Consider the following 15808-nt stretch of genomic DNA (forward strand, 5'->3'; position numbering starts at 1 on the left):
CGGATCGGGAGAGGCTGAGCCCATGGGCGTACGCACGAACGACGAATCCGAGCCGGCCGGCGGCGCGGCGGGCGCGGCCCCCGGGGCCGGGCCCGGCCCCGCGGGCGAGCCTGCACGGGGCATGGCGGCCGCGGCGCCTGCCCCGGACGTGGCGGCCGCGGCCGTCCTGGCGGAGGCCGTCCACCCGCGGACCGCGGCTGCGGACGCCCACTCCGAGGGCTCCAGCGGTACGGGCTCCGGCGACTCGGACAGGATGCCCGAGGCCCACACCGCCGACGCACCGCACGCGCCGGAGGCCGAGACCCAGCCCGCCCCCAAAGCCCCCTCCCGGCGGCCGCCCTCCCTGACTCAGGACACCGCCCGGCCCGAAGGCGGCGGGCGCGCCGCCCCCGGCGACGCTTCCGCGCCCGCGCGGCAGTGGCCCCTGCTCACCGTTCTCGCCCTGGCCGGTCTCGGGCTCGTCATCGTCGGCACGGACGCCTTCGCCGACGCGTTCCGGGTGGGCACGATCCTCATCGGGGTCGCGCTCGTCACCGGCGCCGTCCTGCGCCGGATCCTGCCCTCCGTCGGAATGCTCGCGGTGCGCTCCCGCTTCACCGACATGGTCACGTACGGACTGCTCGGCACGGTGATCGTGCTGATCGCGCTCGTGACCCAGCCGAACCCCTGGCTGGACGTCCCGTTCCTGGAGGACGCGGTCCACTTCACCGTGCGTTAGCACGCGCTCACGTCGAGTACCTTGAGGGCGGGACACATCGACGCGTGAGAGGGACGTTCCACCTCATGGCCAAGATCACCGTAGCCAACCCCGTCGTCGAGCTCGACGGCGACGAGATGACCCGCATCATCTGGTCCTTCATCAAGGACAAGCTGATCCTTCCGTACCTCGACGTCGAGCTGAAGTACTTCGACCTGGGCATTGAGCACCGCGACGCCACCAACGACCAGGTGACCGTCGACGCGGCCAACGCCATCAAGGAGTACGGCGTCGGCGTGAAGTGCGCGACCATCACGCCGGACGAGGCGCGGGTCGAGGAGTTCAACCTCAAGGCGATGTACCGCTCGCCGAACGGCACCATCCGCAACATCCTCGGCGGCGTGATCTTCCGCGAGCCGATCATCATGGAGAACGTGCCGCGGCTCGTGCCGGGATGGACCAGGCCGATCGTCGTCGGCCGTCACGCCTTCGGCGACCAGTACCGCGCCACCGACCTGAAGATCCCGGGCCCCGGCACGCTCACCATGACCTTCACCCCCAAGGACGGCTCCGAGCCGATCGAGGTGGAGGTCCACGAGTTCCCGGGCGCCGGTGTCGCGCTCGGCATGTACAACCACGACGACTCGATCCGCGACTTCGCGCGCGCCTCCTTCCGCTACGGCCTGGCGCGTGACTTCCCGGTCTACATGTCGACGAAGAACACGATCCTCAAGAAGTACGACGGCCGCTTCAAGGACATCTTCCAGGAGACCTTCGACGCCGAGTTCAAGGCCGACTTCGACAAGGCCGGTCTGACCTACGAGCACCGCCTCATCGACGACATGGTCGCCGCGGCGCTCAAGTGGGAGGGCGGCTACGTCTGGGCGTGCAAGAACTACGACGGCGACGTCCAGTCCGACATCGTCGCGCAGGGCTTCGGCTCGCTCGGCCTGATGACGTCGGTCCTCATGTCGCCCGACGGCAGGACCGTCGAGGCCGAGGCCGCGCACGGCACGGTCACCCGCCACTACCGCCAGCACCAGCAGGGCAGGGCGACTTCGACCAACCCCATCGCCTCGATCTTCGCCTGGACCCGTGGTCTCGCCCACCGGGGCGAGCTGGACGGCACACCCGCGGTCACCAGGTTCGCCCAAACCCTGGAGCAGGTCTGCATCGACACCGTCGAGAGTGGCCGGATGACGAAGGACCTGGCGCTGCTGATTTCCAAGGACACGCCATGGCTGACCACGGAGCAGTTCCTGGACGTGCTCGACGCGAATCTGCGGAAGAAGATGGCCTCCGCCTGACGGCCAGGGCAACTGCCGCGGACACAGCGCCCGAACGGGCACCGGCGGACCGCACGTATCGCGCCCGCAAACACCGACGGCGCCCGTCCTCTCCCCCGAGGGAGGACGGGCGCCGTCGTGTTTCAAGAGTCATGGACGCGCCAATCTCGGACAAGGTTCGCCAGGGGCCTGTGGCACGGAAGTGACAGTTCCGCCATGGTGTGATCGTTCCGCAACGGATGGGAGACTGGGTCCGGCAGCCGGGGCGGGGCGCACAACGGGGCGCGCCGACCGACCCGGGTGCTCCCGTGCACGCCGATAACAGGAACTGACATCCTTGCCCTGCGCATCCCAGTGGGTAGTCCGGTACACGGACTCCCGAGGTACACCGCAGGGGGTCAGGAGCGCGGGGCACATCAGGCACGTTCGGGGGGACAAGGGGGGAAGCACATGCCTCGTTGGAAGGCACTGCCGGAGGAGTTGGACCCGCAGGTCAGGGAGTTCACCAGTCAGCTGCGCCGACTGGTGGACCGCAGTGGGCTCGGCATCGCCGCGGTGGCGGACCGCACCGGGTACAGCAAGACGTCCTGGGAGCGGTATCTCAACGGGCGGCTGCTCGCGCCCAAGGGCGCGATCGTCGCGCTCGCCGAGGTGACCGGTACGAACCAGACGCATCTGACCACCATGTGGGAGCTCGCCGAGCGCGCCTGGAGCCGGGCCGAGATGCGTCACGACATGACGATGGAAGCGATACGGATATCCCAGGCGCGGGCCGCACTCGGGGAGTTCGGGCCTGCCCCGGCGGGCACCGCGAACGGCCGCGCGGGCGGCCGCACGGCCGCGCCCGCGGACCCGGAAAGCGGCCACGAACCGGGCAGGCGCCGCCGGGATCCGGGCAGCCGGGATCACCAGCCGCAGAGTCCGTCGTACGTACCGACGCACAACGAACCGGGCGGACTCGGCGGGCCGGGCCACCCGGACTCCTCGTCCGCGCCGGGGTCCCTGCCCTCCGCACCGTCCCCCGGACATGGGGGCGGCGGCAAGCGCAAGGTCACCATGTTCGTGGCCGGTCTCGTCGGCGCCCTGCTGGTGATCGCCGCGGCCGTGCTGCTGACCGACCTGGGCGGGGACGGCGACGACAAGCCCGTGGCCAAGCCCCCCTCCACCGCCCCGACGACCAGCAGCCCGCCGCTGCCCGATGGAGTGAAGTGCGGCGGCAAGGACTGCACCGGGCAGGACCCGGAAGCGATGGGCTGCGGCGGCGAGTTCGCCAAGACCGTCTCGTCCGCGACCGTCGGCACGGCCTTCGTCGAGGTCCGCTACAGCAAGACCTGCCAGGCGTCCTGGGCCCGTATCACCCGCGCGGCACCCGGCGACACGGTGCAGATCAGCGTGGGCGGCAAGGGCGCCCAGAACGGCCTGGTGAACGCCGACAAGGACGCGTACACCCCGATGACCGCGGTGACCGGGCCGGCCGACGCGAAGGCGTGCGCCACGCTCACGACGGGCGTCAACGGCTGCACCACGCCGCAGTGATCCGTGCCACAAGGGGGCGTAGGTTGGCGGTGTCCGGGGTCGGATAGCCTGACCGCTGGATATCTCTTCATGTCGAGACACCGATCGATCATGGGGGATGTCCAGCATCAGGGGCAGGGACCCCTACCGCCAGCTGTCTTACGGAGATCGCCATGACCCGCACTCCCGTCAACGTCACCGTGACCGGCGCGGCCGGCCAGATCGGCTACGCGCTGCTCTTCCGCATCGCCTCCGGCCACCTGCTCGGCGCGGATGTGCCGGTGAAGCTGCGTCTGCTCGAAATCCCGCAGGGCCTGAAGGCCGCCGAGGGCACCGCGATGGAGCTCGACGACTGCGCCTTCCCGCTGCTGCGCGGGATCGAGATCACCGACGACCCGAACGTCGCCTTCGACGGCGCCAACGTGGCCCTGCTCGTCGGCGCCCGCCCGCGCACAAAGGGCATGGAGCGCGGTGACCTGCTCTCCGCCAACGGCGGCATCTTCAAGCCGCAGGGCAAGGCCATCAACGACAACGCCGCGGACGACATCAAGGTCCTCGTCGTCGGCAACCCGGCCAACACCAACGCGCTCATCGCGCAGGCCGCTGCCCCGGACGTACCGGCCGACCGCTTCACCGCGATGACCCGCCTGGACCACAACCGCGCGATCTCGCAGCTCGCCGCAAGGACCGGCGCCGCCGTCTCCGACATCAAGCGCCTCACCATCTGGGGCAACCACTCGGCGACCCAGTACCCGGACATCTTCCACGCGTCGGTGGCCGGCAAGAACGCCGCCGAGGTCGTCAACGACGAGAAGTGGCTGGCCGAGGAGTTCATCCCGACCGTCGCCAAGCGCGGCGCCGCGATCATCGAGGCCCGCGGCGCGTCCTCGGCCGCCTCGGCCGCGAACGCCGCCATCGACCACGTCCACACCTGGGTCAACGGCACCGCGGACGGCGACTGGACCTCGATGGGCATCCCGTCGGACGGCTCGTACGGCGTGCCGGAGGGCCTGATCTCGTCGTTCCCGGTCACCACGAAGGACGGCACGTACGAGATCGTCCAGGGCCTGGACATCAACGAGTTCTCGCGTGCGCGCATCGACGCGTCGGTGAAGGAGCTGGAGGAGGAGCGCGCGGCGGTCCGCGAGCTCGGCCTCATCTGATCCGCAATTCGCTGAAAGCTCCCGGCGGCCGTATGGCTGCCGGGAGCTTTCTCGCATGTGGATGCTTTGCGGCTTACCAACATTGATGTTGCTGACTTTGACGTTCGTCTCTGGGGGTCTCAGCAGGCACACCGGACTTGACGCCGCGTATGGTCCGGCGGAACTCCTGGCGGCGTGGCGCACCTGACCGCTGCGGCTCGCCCCGGCGACTGCGGACAGTCTGTCCGTCATGCGCGTGATGATGATTCTTCCCGCCTTGACCGATGGAGGCCGAGGACCGAATCGTGCACCGGGACGGGGACCTCTACGACACCCGCGGCTCCCGAGGGGGCCCGCCGCGATGTCCGCCCGCCACAGCTGGGCACGCCGTACGCCCCGCGCGCTCGATTTCCGCCGAGCCGCGTAAGCGGTCCAGGCAAGGCCCGATGCGTGGCGTAGGCACCGGATAAGTGACACGCGACACTTTCGACCACCCATTGCGCATGCTTCCCACGCCCAGGGGCAGGCGCCCCGTCCGCCGGTCCACACCGGCGAGGAATAAATCGGGAACGGGAAGGCAAAACGCGACGTGTCGGCACAACAGACCATCCACGTGGGCGGAGAGTGGCGGGCAGCCGCCTCCGGCTCCGCGCGCGACATACTCGACCCCGCTGACGCGACCGTGTTCGCCTCCGTCGCGGAGGGCGGGGCCCTGGACGCGGACGCCGCGGTCGCCGCCGCGCGTACCGGGTTCGACCAGGGCGAATGGCCCCGGACTCCGGTGGCCGAGCGGGCCGCCGTGCTCAGGCGCGTCGCGGATCTGCTGCAGCGGAACCGGGAGGCGCTCGGGCAGCTGGAGAGCCGGGACGCCGGGAAGACCGTCGAAGAAGGCCGTATCGACGTCGACTGCGTCAGCGACGCCTTCCGCTACTTCGCCGACCTCGTCATGAACGAGAGCGGCGGGAGAGTGGTGGATGCCGGTTCGCCGGACATTCACAGCTTCGTGGTGCACGAACCCGTCGGGGTCTGTGCCCTCATCACGCCGTGGAACTATCCACTCCTTCAAGCGAGTTGGAAGATTGCCCCGGCTCTGGCCGCGGGCAATACTTTTGTGATCAAGCCGAGCGAGATCACTCCGTTGTCGACCGTCGAGCTGATCCAGCTGCTCGAGGAGGCGGGGCTGCCCGCCGGTGTGGCGAACATCGTGACCGGCCCGGGCGACACCGTCGGGGCCCGGCTCGCCGAGCATCCCGATGTGGACCTGGTGTCCTTCACCGGCGGGCTCGCCAGCGGTACGAAGGTGATGCGCGCCGCCGCCGACAGCGTCAAGAAGGTCGCTCTCGAACTCGGCGGCAAGAACCCCAACGTCGTCTTCGCGGATGCCTGCGAGAGCGACGACGGGTTCGACACTGCCGTTGACCAGGCCCTGAACGCCGCCTTCATCCACAGCGGGCAGGTCTGCTCCGCCGGGTCCCGGCTCATCATCGAGGAGTCCCTGCGCGAGCGCTTCGTCGGCGAGCTCGCCCGCCGGGCCGAGCGGATCCGCCTCGGACGCGGCACCGACGAGGGTGTCGAGTGCGGTCCCCTCGTGTCCGCGCAGCAGCTCGCCAGGACCGAGGACTACGTCGCGTCCGCCCTCGCCGAGGGCGCGGTGCTGCGCTCCGGCGGGCAGCGGCCCGAAGGGGACGAGTACGCCGAGGGGTACTTCTACCGGCCCACCGTCCTCGACCAGTGCCACCGCGGCATGCGCGTCGTCCGCGAAGAGATCTTCGGGCCCGTCCTGACCGTGGAGACCTTCCGCACCGAGGACGAGGCCGTCGCCCTCGCCAACGACACCGAGTACGGCCTCGCCGGCGCGGTGTGGACCGCCGACCAGGGGCGGGCGCGTCGCGTCGCCGGGCGGCTGCGGCACGGGACCGTCTGGATCAACGACTTCCACCCCTACCTCCCGCAGGCGGAGTGGGGCGGCTTCGGAAAGAGCGGCATCGGGCGAGAGCTCGGTCCCGCCGGTCTCGCCGAGTACCGCGAGGCCAAGCACGTCTACCAGAACCTCGCCCCGCGCCCCGTGCGCTGGTTCAAGGGCTGAGCCAGGGCTGAGTTGGAGAACGAACACATGACCACGTACGACTATGTCGTCGTCGGAGGCGGCACCGCCGGATCGGTGATCGCATCCCGGCTCACCGAGAACCCGGACATCACCGTCGCCGTCATCGAGGGCGGCCCGAGCGATGTCGGTCGCGACGACGTCCTGACCCTGCGGCGCTGGATGGGGCTGCTCGGCGGCGAACTCGACTACGACTACCCCACCACCGAGCAGCCGCGCGGCAACTCCCACATCCGGCACAGCCGCGCCCGTGTGCTGGGCGGCTGCTCCTCCCACAACACCCTGATCGCCTTCCGGCCACTGCCGTCCGACTGGGACGAGTGGGCGGCGGCCGGGGCCGACGGCTGGGACGCGGCCGCCATGGACCCGTACTTCGACCGGCTGCGGAACAACATCGTCACGGTCGACGAGAAGGACCGTAACGCCATCGCCCGCGACTTCGTCGACGCGGCCCACAGCGCGCTCTCCGTCCCGCGCGTCGAGGGCTTCAACAACAAGCCCTTCCACGAAGGCGTCGGCTTCTTCGACCTCGCGTACCACCCGGAGAACAACAAGCGTTCCTCCGCCTCCGTCGCGTATCTGCACCCCTTCCTCGACCGCCCGAACCTCCACATCGCCCTGGAGACCTGGGCGTACAAGCTGGAGCTCGAGGGCACCCGGGCGACCGGCGTGCACGTGCGGACCAAGGACGGCGAGGAGCGGGTCGTCCGTGCCCGGCGCGAAGTGCTCGTCTGCGCGGGCGCGGTGGACACCCCGCGGCTGCTGCTGCACTCCGGCATCGGACCGCGCGCCGACCTGGAAGCTCTCGGCATTCCTGTCGTGCACGATCTGCCGGGCGTCGGCGAGAACCTGCTCGACCATCCGGAGTCGGTGATCGTCTGGGAGACGCACGGACCCATCCCCGAGAACTCGGCGATGGACAGCGACGCGGGCCTGTTCGTACGGCGCGATCCGGACACGCAGGGGCCCGACCTGATGTTCCACTTCTACCAAATACCGTTCACCGACAACCCGGAGCGGCTGGGCTATGAGCGGCCCGCGCACGGGGTGTCGATGACGCCGAACATCCCCAAGCCGCGCAGCCGCGGCCGGTTGTATCTGACCAGCGCGGATCCGGATGTGAAGCCCGCGCTGGACTTCCGTTACTTCACGGACGAGGACGACTACGACGGCCGGACCCTCGTCGACGGGATCAAGCTCGCCCGCGAGATCGCCCGGGCCCAGCCGCTTGCGGGCTGGCTGAAGCGTGAGGTCTGCCCGGGGCCCGAGGTCACCTCCGACGAGGCGATCAGCGAGTACGCGCGCAAGGTCGCGCACACCGTCTACCACCCGGCCGGCACCTGCCGAATGGGTGCTACGACCGATGAACTCGCGGTAGTGGAACCGGACTTGAGGATCCGGGGACTCGACGGCATCCGTATCGCCGACGCGTCCGTCTTCCCGACCATGCCCGCCGTGAACCCGATGATCGGGGTCCTGATGGTGGGAGAGAAATGCGCCGAGCTGCTTGCGGCGGCGTCCGACGAGAGGGGTGAACTCCGATGAAGTCCGAAGCAGTGGACAAGACCGCGAACGTGACCGTGAACGAGACGGTGGACGAGGCGGTGGACGTGGACGTGACCAAGAAGGCCGGCGACGGCAGTGCGCCGCCCGTCTTCTCCGTACGCGACCTGTGGAAGGTCTTCGGCCCGAAGGCGGGGCGCATCCCCGGCGACGCCGAACTCGGCGCGCTCAGCCCGGCCGAGCTGCGCGCCCGTACCGGCTGCACCGCCGCCGTGCGCGACGTCTCCTTCGATGTGCACAAGGGCGAGGTCTTCGTCGTCATGGGCCTCTCCGGCTCGGGCAAGTCGACCCTCGTACGCTGTCTGACCCGGCTGATCGAGCCGACGTCCGGGGCGATCGCCATCGACGGCGAGGACGTGCTCTCCATGGACACGGCCCGGCTGCGCGAACTGCGCCGCCGCCGCGCGTCCATGGTCTTCCAGCACTTCGGCCTGCTGCCGCACCGCTCGGTGCTCGACAACGTCGCGTACGGCCTGGAGATCCAGGGCCTCGGCAAGGCCGCGCGCCGGGCCAAGGCGGCCGAGGTCGTCGCCAAGGTCGGGCTCGAAGGACTCGAGCACCGCAGGCCGGGCCAGCTGTCCGGTGGTCAGCAGCAGCGTGTCGGGCTCGCCCGCGCGCTCGCCGTCGACCCCGAAGTGCTGCTCTTCGACGAGCCGTTCAGCGCGCTCGACCCGCTGATCCGGCGCGACATGCAGGAGGAGGTCATCCGGCTGCACCACGAGGAGGGCCGGACGATGATCTTCATCACGCACGATCTGAGCGAGGCGCTCAAGCTGGGCGACCGTATCGCTCTGATGCGGGACGGGCGGATCGTGCAGCTGGGCACGCCCGAGGAGATCGTCGGCTCGCCCGCCGACGACTACGTACGGGACTTCGTCCGCGATGTGCCGCGCGAGCAGGTGATGACCGTGCGCACCGCCATGCGCCCGGCGGACGGCGGCGAGGCGGACGCGGGACCGGCGATCGCTCCCGGCGCGACGGTCTTCGAGGCGATCGAGGCCGTGGCCCGCACGGGGTCCCCCGTCCGGGTCATGGAGGCGGGCCGCTGCGTGGGCGTCGTGGACCACGCGGGTCTGCTGAACGTGGTGGCGGGTCTGGACCGCGGCGCGCATACCGACAAGGCGGTGGTCGCATGACGGCCGTCGCCACCGCCCCCGCCAAGGAAACGCCCGCTCTGCGCGCCCTCCTGAAGAACCCCTTCCAGCGCAAGCTGCTGGCGCTGGGCCTCGCCGCGCTGGTACTCGTACCCCTCGGCATCGCCCTGTGGGGCAGCGGCAGCTGGCCCGCCGGGCTGACCGTCGACGTCTCGGGTCCCCTCGACGACGCCAACAAGTGGGTCATCGACAACCGTGACACCCACCCCCTCTTCCTCTACTTCCTGCTCCACTTCTCCAACGCCGCCACCGACTCGGTCGACGCCGTCTACGGCTTCCTGGACTCCATGGGCTGGCTGGGCGTCATGGTCGCCGGGGTGCTGTTCGCCTGGCGGGCCGCCGGGCTCGGGCGGCGCGGGATCAAGGTGGCGGCCACCGCGTTCGGGGCGTTCGCCGTGTGCGGGCTGCTCGGGATGTGGGACGCCACGCTGATCACCATCGCGCTGATGGTGGTCTCCGTGGCGGTCGCCGCCCTGCTGGGCGTGCTGATCGGGCTCGCGGCCGGGCTGTCGGCGCGCGTCGACCGGGTGCTGCGGCCGGTGCTCGACACCATGCAGGTGCTGCCCGCGTTCGCGTATCTGCTGCCGTTCGTGCTGGTCTTCGGGACCGGCACGCCCGCCGCGCTGTTCTGCACCGTCATCTACGCCGCCCCGCCCATGGCCCGCCTCACGGCGCTCGGGCTGCGCGGCGCCGATCCGGCAGTGCTGGAGGCCTCGGCGTCGCTCGGCGCGAGCGGCTGGCAGCGGCTGCGGACCGCGCGGCTCCCGCTCGCCCGCAAGCAGATGCTGCTGGGACTCAACCAGACGATCATGATGGCGCTCTCGATGGTCGTCATCGCGGCGCTCGTCGGGGCCGGCGGCCTGGGCGAAGCGGTGTACTCGGCGCTGTCCACGGTCGACGTCGGCAAGGCGCTCGCCGCGGGCATCCCGATCGTGCTGATCGCGATCTGGCTGGACCGTACGACGGCGGCCGCGGGCGACCGTCTCGGCGAAGGCACTCCCGGCGGCGGGCTGCTGCACGGCCGCTCGGCCTGGGCCCTGGTGCTCGGGGGCGTCATTGCCGCCGCGCTGGCCGGCCTCGCCATCGGCAGGGCATGGCCGGAGGGCTGGACGTACGACATCTCCTCGCCCGTCAACAAGGCGCAGGAGTGGATCACCGAGAACCTCACCTTCACCGAGGTCTGGTCGCGCGAGTTCACCCTCTGGATCCTCAACCCCCTGCGCGACGCCCTGGTCTGGCTCCCCTGGTGGTCGCTCCTGCTGCTGGTCGCGGCCGTCGCCTGGCTCGTCGGCACCTGGGCGACCGCGCTCACCGCCACGCTGTCGATGGGCGCGATCGGCGTCCTCGGGGTGTGGGGGAAGTCCCTGGACACGCTCTCGCAGGTGCTCGCGGCGCTCGTGCTCACGCTGGCGCTCGGTGTGCTCGCGGGCATCTTCTGCGCGCGGGCCGGGCGGCTCGAACGCTGGCTGCGGCCCGTGCTCGACGCGATGCAGACGATGCCGCAGTTCGTGTATCTCATCCCGGTGGTCGCGCTGTTCGGTGTCACCCGGGCCTCGGCGATCATCGCGGCCGTCGTGTACGCGCTGCCCGCCGTCGTACGCATCACGACCCAGGGCCTGCGCGAGGTCGACCCGGCCGCGCTGGAGGCCTCCCGCTCGCTGGGTGCCTCGACCCGCCAGCAACTCCTCCAGGTCCAGCTGCCCCTGGCCCGCCCCGCACTGCAACTGGCCGTCAACCAGGGCGTCGTGCTGGTGCTGGCGGTGGTCGTCGTCGGCGGCCTGGTCGGCGGCGGAGCCCTCGGCTACGACGTCGTCAAGGGCCTGTCCCGGGGCGACATGGGCATCGGCATGACCGCCGGAGTCGCGATCGTCTGCCTGGGTCTCGTACTGGACCGGATCACGCAGCCCGCAGCCCGCAAGACCGACTGAACCCCGTCCCTCAGTAACAGGAGCAAGAGAGCACCATGCGCATTCTTCGAACCACCACTGCTGTCATCGGCGCCCTCGGCGTCCTCACCCTCAGCGCGTGCGGCGCCGCGGAGACCGGAAAGAAGGACGCGGTCGGCGGCGACAAGACCGTGAAGCTGACCGTCCCCTCCTGGGTCGGCGCCCAGGCCAACACCGCCGTCGCCGCGTACATCCTGAAGAAGGAGCTGGGCTACACCGTCAAGACCCAGCAGATGGGCGAGGTTCTCGCCTGGGACGCGCTCTCCAAGGGCGACATAGACGCGATCATGGAGGACTGGGGACACCCCAAGGAGGAGAAGCAGTACCTGACGACGAAGAAGACCGTCGTCAAGGGCGGCGACCTCGGCGTGACCGGGCACATCGGCTGGTACGTGCCGAAGTACTTCGCGGACAAGCACCCCGACGTCACGGACTACAAGAACCTCAACAAGTACGCCAAGGACTTCAAGACCGGCGAGAGCGGCGACAAGGGCGAGATCCTTGAGGGCTCCCCGGACTACGTCACCAACGACGACGCGCTCATCAAGAACCTGAAGCTGAATCTGAAGACCAACTACTCGGGTTCCGAGGCCGCGCAGATCACCGCGATCAAGAAGTACGCGAAGGAGCAGAAGCCCTTCCTGACGTACTGGTGGACCCCGCAGTGGCTGAACGCGCAGGTCGACATGGTCGAGGTCAAGCTGCCGGAGTACAAGGCGGGCTGTGACGCGGACCCGAAGAAGATCGCGTGCGCGTACCCGAACACCCCGCTGCAGAAGTACCTCAACGCGGACTTCGCCAAGAACGGCGGCGAGGCGGCCGAGTTCCTGAAGAACTTCAAGTGGACGACCGAGCAGCAGAACGAGGTCGCCCTGATGATCGCGGGCGAGAAGATGGCGCCGGAGGCGGCGGCCGAGAAGTGGGTCAAGGCGAACGAGGCGACGTGGAAGGCGTGGCTCCCGAAGAAGTGACCCGAGCTCTGAGTCTGCTCAACTCGCTTGAGTGAACGGGGGTTCGCGGATGAAGATCCCTGCATGTTCTTCGGATCCGGCAAGCGCGAACTCTCCGTACTCGTTGTGCGTGACGCGGACGGCATTCTCGATGCCGTCCGCGCCGCGCTGTCCACGGCCACCCCGGAGGAACGCCCCGGCCTGGAGCGCGCCGCCGCGATCATCGCCGAGGCGTCGGAAGCCTCCGCTGCCGAACTGCGCGGCCGGTGGGTGCGCCAGCAGCTCGACGCGGCGGGCATCGAGGGCCCGGCCTACGCGATCCCCGCGATCAAGGCCCTGCGCCAGGCGCAGCCGGGGCTGAGCCTGCTGGCGGCGGTGGAGTTCGCGAAGGAGGCGGACGCGGGGTAACCGGGGGCTCCGCCCCCGGACCCCCGCTCCTCAAACTCCCCCAGACTTCGTCCGGGGGGACCCCCACGGGGCTGAAATGTGCGGCTGGGCCGCATATCCAGCCCGTCCGGCGTTTGAGGACACTCCCCCTACGCCCTGCGGGCGTGGGGGGGACCCCCAGAAGGGCGTTCGGGGTCTGGGGCGGAGCCCCAGTTCGGGATGGGGGTACCTCCCACGGCCGCCAGGCCGTAGGGGGGAGGGCGGGGTGGGGAACAGGCCCGCCGCAGGTGCCCCTGGCTAGTCCGCGCGGCCCCCGCGCAGTCCCTCCGCCAGCTTCCGCACCGCCACCATCGCCTGCTGCTGCAGATACGGCCCGAACGTCACCCGCGTCGCCCCCAACCGCCCCAGTTCCGCGATCCCCGGGCTGCCCGGCAGCGGTGCGACGTTGATCGGGACGTCGATCTCCTCGCGCAGCAGGGGGAGTTGCTCCGGGGGTGCCGCGAAGGGGTAGACACAGTCCGCCCCCGCCGCCGCGTACAGCCGCGCCCGCGTGATCGCCTCAGCCGGGTCGCTCACTCCGCGCAGGAAGGAGTCGACCCGGGCGTTGACGAACAGGCGGTCGCCGGCAGCGGCGCGGACCTCGGCGAGCCAGTCGGCGTGGCGCCGGGGGTCCTTGAGCGTCTTGGTCCGGGAGTCGGAGTCCTCCAGGTTGCAGCCGACGGCGCCGGAGTCGAGAAGCCGGGTGACCAGCTCCTTCGGAGGCAGGCCGTAGCCGTCCTCGATGTCCGCGGAGACGGGGATGTTCACCACGCGGGTGATGCGGGCGACGGCCGCGAACATCTCGTCGGCCGGGGTCTGCCCGTCCTCGTAGCCGAGGGACGCCGCGACTCCCGCACTCGGTGTCGCGAGCGCCGGGAAACCCGCCTCCGCGAAGGCGAGCGCGCTGGCCGCGTCCCACGGTCCCGGCAGGACGAGGGGATCGCCGGGCACGCGGTCGTGGTGGAGGGAACGGAAGGTTTCAACGGTCATCGGATACCCCGGTCTGGTCGTTGCTCGTACGCGGTTCAGTGCTTGAACTGGCCGGGCGTGTAGTGCCCGGGGACCATGCGCGTGCTCACGGCGAGGCGGTTCCATGCGTTGATGACGGTGATCGCCGAGATCAGCTGCGCGAGCTCCGCCTCGTCGAAGTGCTTGGTGGCCCTCTCGTACACCTCGTCCGGCACGAAGCCGTCGGTCAGCACCGTGACGGCCTCCGTCAGCTCGATCGCCGCGATCTCCTTCTCGGTGTAGAAGTGCCGCGACTCCTCCCACGCGCTGAGCTGGATGATCCGCTCCACCGACTCGCCCGCCGCGAACGCGTCCTTGGTATGCATGTCCAGGCAGAACGCGCAGTGGTTGATCTGCGAGGCGCGGATCTTGACCAGTTCGAGAAGGACCGGGTCGAGGCCCTGCCGGGCGGCCGCGTCCAGCTTGGCCATGGCCTTGTAGACCTCGGGGGCGAGCTGCGCCCATGGCAGTCGGGGGGTGTGCTCGGGGGCGTGGGACTGGCTCTCGTTCGGAGTCATGCGGACGAATCTAGTGCGTATGCGGCGCAGGAGTATGGTCCATCTCCATGACGGATTCCTGGGCCACTTTCGGCGCCGACCTGCATCTCGAGCTGCGTGGTTCCGGGCTGCGCGCGGGACTCATGGACGCCTTGAGGGAGGCGGTGCGCACGGGACGGCTGACGCCCGGGACACGGCTGCCGTCCTCGCGTTCGCTCGCCGCCGACCTGGGGATCGCCCGCAATACGGTCGCCGACGCGTACGCAGAGCTCGTCGCCGAGGGGTGGCTCACGGCGCAGCAGGGCTCCGGTACGCGTGTCGCCCGGCGGGCCGCGCCGAGGAAGCCGCCGACGGGGGCACCGCGGACCCGGCCGGCCCGCGGCGGACCGCAGTACAGCCTGATGGCCGGGAGCCCCGACCTCGCCTCCTTCCCCCGCGCCGAATGGCTGAAGGCGGCCCGCCGCGCGCTGACGGCGGCGCCGCACGACGCCTTCGGATACGGGGACGCGCGCGGACGCGTGGAGCTGCGGACCGTACTGGCCGACTATCTGGCGCGGGCGCGCGGCGTGTACGCGGACCCCGAGCGGATCGTCATCTGCTCCGGTTTCGTCCACGGCCTGATGCTGATGGGAAAGGTGCTCAGGCGGCGCCGCGTACGCGAGGTGGCCGTCGAGTCGTACGGACTCGACGTGCACTGGAATCTGCTGACCGAGGCGGGGCTGCGCACGTCCGCGCTCCCGTACGACGAACTGGGCACCCGCACGGACGAGTTGGGCGCCCGGGGCGGAGCCGGTGCGGTGCTGCTGACACCGGCGCACCAGTTCCCGATGGGCGTCGCACTGCACCCCGACCGGCGCGCGGCCGCGGTCGACTGGGCGCGCGGGACGGGCGGGCTGATCCTGGAGGACGACTACGACGGGGAGTTCCGCTACGACCGCCAGCCGGTGGGCGCGCTCCAGGGACTCGACCCGGACCGCGTCGTCTACATGGGGACGGCGAGCAAATCGCTCGCCCCGGGGCTGCGGCTCGCCTGGATGGTGCTGCCCGAGGAACTGGTGGGGGACGTGCTGGAGGCGAAGGGCTCCGTCGACTGGGTCTCCAGCGCGCTGGACCAGTTGACGCTCGCGGAGTTCATCGCGTCCGGCGCGTACGACCGTCATGTACGGGGGATGCGGCTGCGCTACCGCAGACGGCGCGACCAGCTCGTCGCCGCACTGGCGGAGCGGGCGCCGCACATCCGGGTCAGCGGGATCGCGGCGGGGCTCCACGCGGTGCTCGAACTCCCGCCGGGCACGGAACACTCCGTGATCCAGGCGGCGGCATGGCAGAACCTGGCGGTGGAGGGCGTCTCGCGCTTCCGCCACGGGGAGGCGGCGCGGGGGCGGGATGCGCTGGTGGTGGGGTACGGCACGCCGCCGGACAGCGCGTGGGCGGGCACGCTGGACGCGCTGTGCCGCGCGCTGCAGTAACTTCTCGTCGGGGCCGCCTGGAGCGCCTGCGGCGGGCTTGTTCCCCACCCC

Annotated in this window: 13 protein-coding genes; 11 read left to right on the forward strand and 2 right to left on the reverse strand. The window is 70.4% G+C overall.

From position 1 onward, the window contains the following. Positions 1-22 precede the first annotated feature (22 nt). The 10 genes from OG741_RS24525 (at position 23) to OG741_RS24570 (ending at position 12765) form a co-directional block, all read left to right on the forward strand. Positions 23-718 (forward strand): DUF3017 domain-containing protein, encoded by a 696-nt coding sequence (locus tag OG741_RS24525; protein WP_405601262.1) that lies wholly within the window; start codon positions 23-25, stop codon positions 716-718. 65 nt (positions 719-783) lie between these two features. Next, entirely contained in the window at positions 784-2004 is a 1221-nt protein-coding gene (locus OG741_RS24530) for an NADP-dependent isocitrate dehydrogenase (protein WP_405601264.1), read from the forward strand. A gap of 429 nt (positions 2005-2433) precedes the next feature. Further along, entirely contained in the window at positions 2434-3519 is a 1086-nt protein-coding gene (locus OG741_RS24535) for a DUF2690 domain-containing protein (RefSeq protein ID WP_405601266.1), read from the forward strand. Positions 3520-3671: 152 nt separating this feature from the next. Further along, a complete protein-coding gene (locus OG741_RS24540; RefSeq protein WP_405601268.1) occupies positions 3672-4661 on the forward strand; it encodes a malate dehydrogenase in 990 nt (329 codons plus the stop codon). Between the two features lie 568 nt (positions 4662-5229). After that, on the forward strand, positions 5230-6726 hold the full coding sequence (locus OG741_RS24545; RefSeq protein WP_405601270.1) for an aldehyde dehydrogenase family protein: 1497 nt from the start codon (positions 5230-5232) through the stop codon (positions 6724-6726). 27 nt (positions 6727-6753) lie between these two features. After that, positions 6754-8289 carry a GMC family oxidoreductase gene (locus OG741_RS24550; protein WP_405601273.1) on the forward strand — a complete coding sequence of 512 codons (1536 nt, stop codon included), beginning with the start codon at positions 6754-6756 and terminating at the stop codon, positions 8287-8289. Next, positions 8286-9443 (forward strand): glycine betaine/L-proline ABC transporter ATP-binding protein, encoded by a 1158-nt coding sequence (locus tag OG741_RS24555; protein WP_405601275.1) that lies wholly within the window; start codon positions 8286-8288, stop codon positions 9441-9443. Before OG741_RS24550 ends, OG741_RS24555 begins: the two co-directional genes overlap by 4 nt. After that, a complete protein-coding gene (locus OG741_RS24560) occupies positions 9440-11389 on the forward strand; it encodes an ABC transporter permease subunit (protein WP_405601277.1) in 1950 nt (649 codons plus the stop codon). The genes OG741_RS24555 and OG741_RS24560 overlap by 4 nt, the downstream gene beginning before the upstream one ends. A gap of 35 nt (positions 11390-11424) precedes the next feature. Beyond that, positions 11425-12378 carry an ABC transporter substrate-binding protein gene (locus tag OG741_RS24565; protein WP_405601280.1) on the forward strand — a complete coding sequence of 318 codons (954 nt, stop codon included), beginning with the start codon at positions 11425-11427 and terminating at the stop codon, positions 12376-12378. A 63-nt stretch (positions 12379-12441) separates the two neighbouring features. Beyond that, positions 12442-12765 carry a hypothetical protein gene (locus OG741_RS24570; protein WP_405601282.1) on the forward strand — a complete coding sequence of 108 codons (324 nt, stop codon included), beginning with the start codon at positions 12442-12444 and terminating at the stop codon, positions 12763-12765. 276 nt (positions 12766-13041) lie between these two features. Here OG741_RS24570 and OG741_RS24575 read toward each other — a convergent pair whose 3' ends face one another. Together OG741_RS24575 and OG741_RS24580 are read right to left on the reverse strand one after the other, a co-directional pair. After that, the gene (locus tag OG741_RS24575) at positions 13042-13773 is read right to left on the reverse strand and encodes an isocitrate lyase/phosphoenolpyruvate mutase family protein (RefSeq protein WP_405601284.1); all 732 of its coding nucleotides are present in this window, start codon (positions 13771-13773) and stop codon (positions 13042-13044) included. Positions 13774-13808: 35 nt separating this feature from the next. Beyond that, positions 13809-14309 carry a carboxymuconolactone decarboxylase family protein gene (locus OG741_RS24580; RefSeq protein ID WP_405601285.1) on the reverse strand — a complete coding sequence of 167 codons (501 nt, stop codon included), beginning with the start codon at positions 14307-14309 and terminating at the stop codon, positions 13809-13811. A 47-nt stretch (positions 14310-14356) separates the two neighbouring features. Here OG741_RS24580 and OG741_RS24585 point away from each other — a divergent pair, with 47 nt between their 5' ends. Then, a complete protein-coding gene (locus OG741_RS24585; protein ID WP_405601288.1) occupies positions 14357-15757 on the forward strand; it encodes a PLP-dependent aminotransferase family protein in 1401 nt (466 codons plus the stop codon). The last annotated feature ends 51 nt before the right edge of the window (positions 15758-15808 follow it).

Origin of the sequence: Streptomyces sp. NBC_01410 (genome assembly GCF_045040195.1) — a bacterium.
Taxonomy (GTDB): Bacteria; Actinomycetota; Actinomycetes; order Streptomycetales; family Streptomycetaceae; genus Streptomyces.

What these genes read in the sequence shown, in the direction of transcription:
- OG741_RS24525 (WP_405601262.1), top strand. Translation starts at nt 23, where the DNA reads ATGGGCGTACGCACGAACGACGAATCCGAGCCGGCCGGCGGCGCGGCG.
- OG741_RS24530 (WP_405601264.1), top strand. Translation starts at nt 784, where the DNA reads ATGGCCAAGATCACCGTAGCCAACCCCGTCGTCGAGCTCGACGGCGAC.
- OG741_RS24535 (WP_405601266.1), top strand. Translation starts at nt 2,434, where the DNA reads ATGCCTCGTTGGAAGGCACTGCCGGAGGAGTTGGACCCGCAGGTCAGG.
- OG741_RS24540 (WP_405601268.1), top strand. Translation starts at nt 3,672, where the DNA reads ATGACCCGCACTCCCGTCAACGTCACCGTGACCGGCGCGGCCGGCCAG.
- OG741_RS24550 (WP_405601273.1), top strand. Translation starts at nt 6,754, where the DNA reads ATGACCACGTACGACTATGTCGTCGTCGGAGGCGGCACCGCCGGATCG.
- OG741_RS24555 (WP_405601275.1), top strand. Translation starts at nt 8,286, where the DNA reads ATGAAGTCCGAAGCAGTGGACAAGACCGCGAACGTGACCGTGAACGAG.
- OG741_RS24560 (WP_405601277.1), top strand. Translation starts at nt 9,440, where the DNA reads ATGACGGCCGTCGCCACCGCCCCCGCCAAGGAAACGCCCGCTCTGCGC.
- OG741_RS24565 (WP_405601280.1), top strand. Translation starts at nt 11,425, where the DNA reads ATGCGCATTCTTCGAACCACCACTGCTGTCATCGGCGCCCTCGGCGTC.
- OG741_RS24570 (WP_405601282.1), top strand. Translation starts at nt 12,442, where the DNA reads ATGTTCTTCGGATCCGGCAAGCGCGAACTCTCCGTACTCGTTGTGCGT.
- OG741_RS24575 (WP_405601284.1), bottom strand. Translation starts at nt 13,773, where the DNA reads ATGACCGTTGAAACCTTCCGTTCCCTCCACCACGACCGCGTGCCCGGC.
- OG741_RS24580 (WP_405601285.1), bottom strand. Translation starts at nt 14,309, where the DNA reads ATGACTCCGAACGAGAGCCAGTCCCACGCCCCCGAGCACACCCCCCGA.
- OG741_RS24585 (WP_405601288.1), top strand. Translation starts at nt 14,357, where the DNA reads ATGACGGATTCCTGGGCCACTTTCGGCGCCGACCTGCATCTCGAGCTG.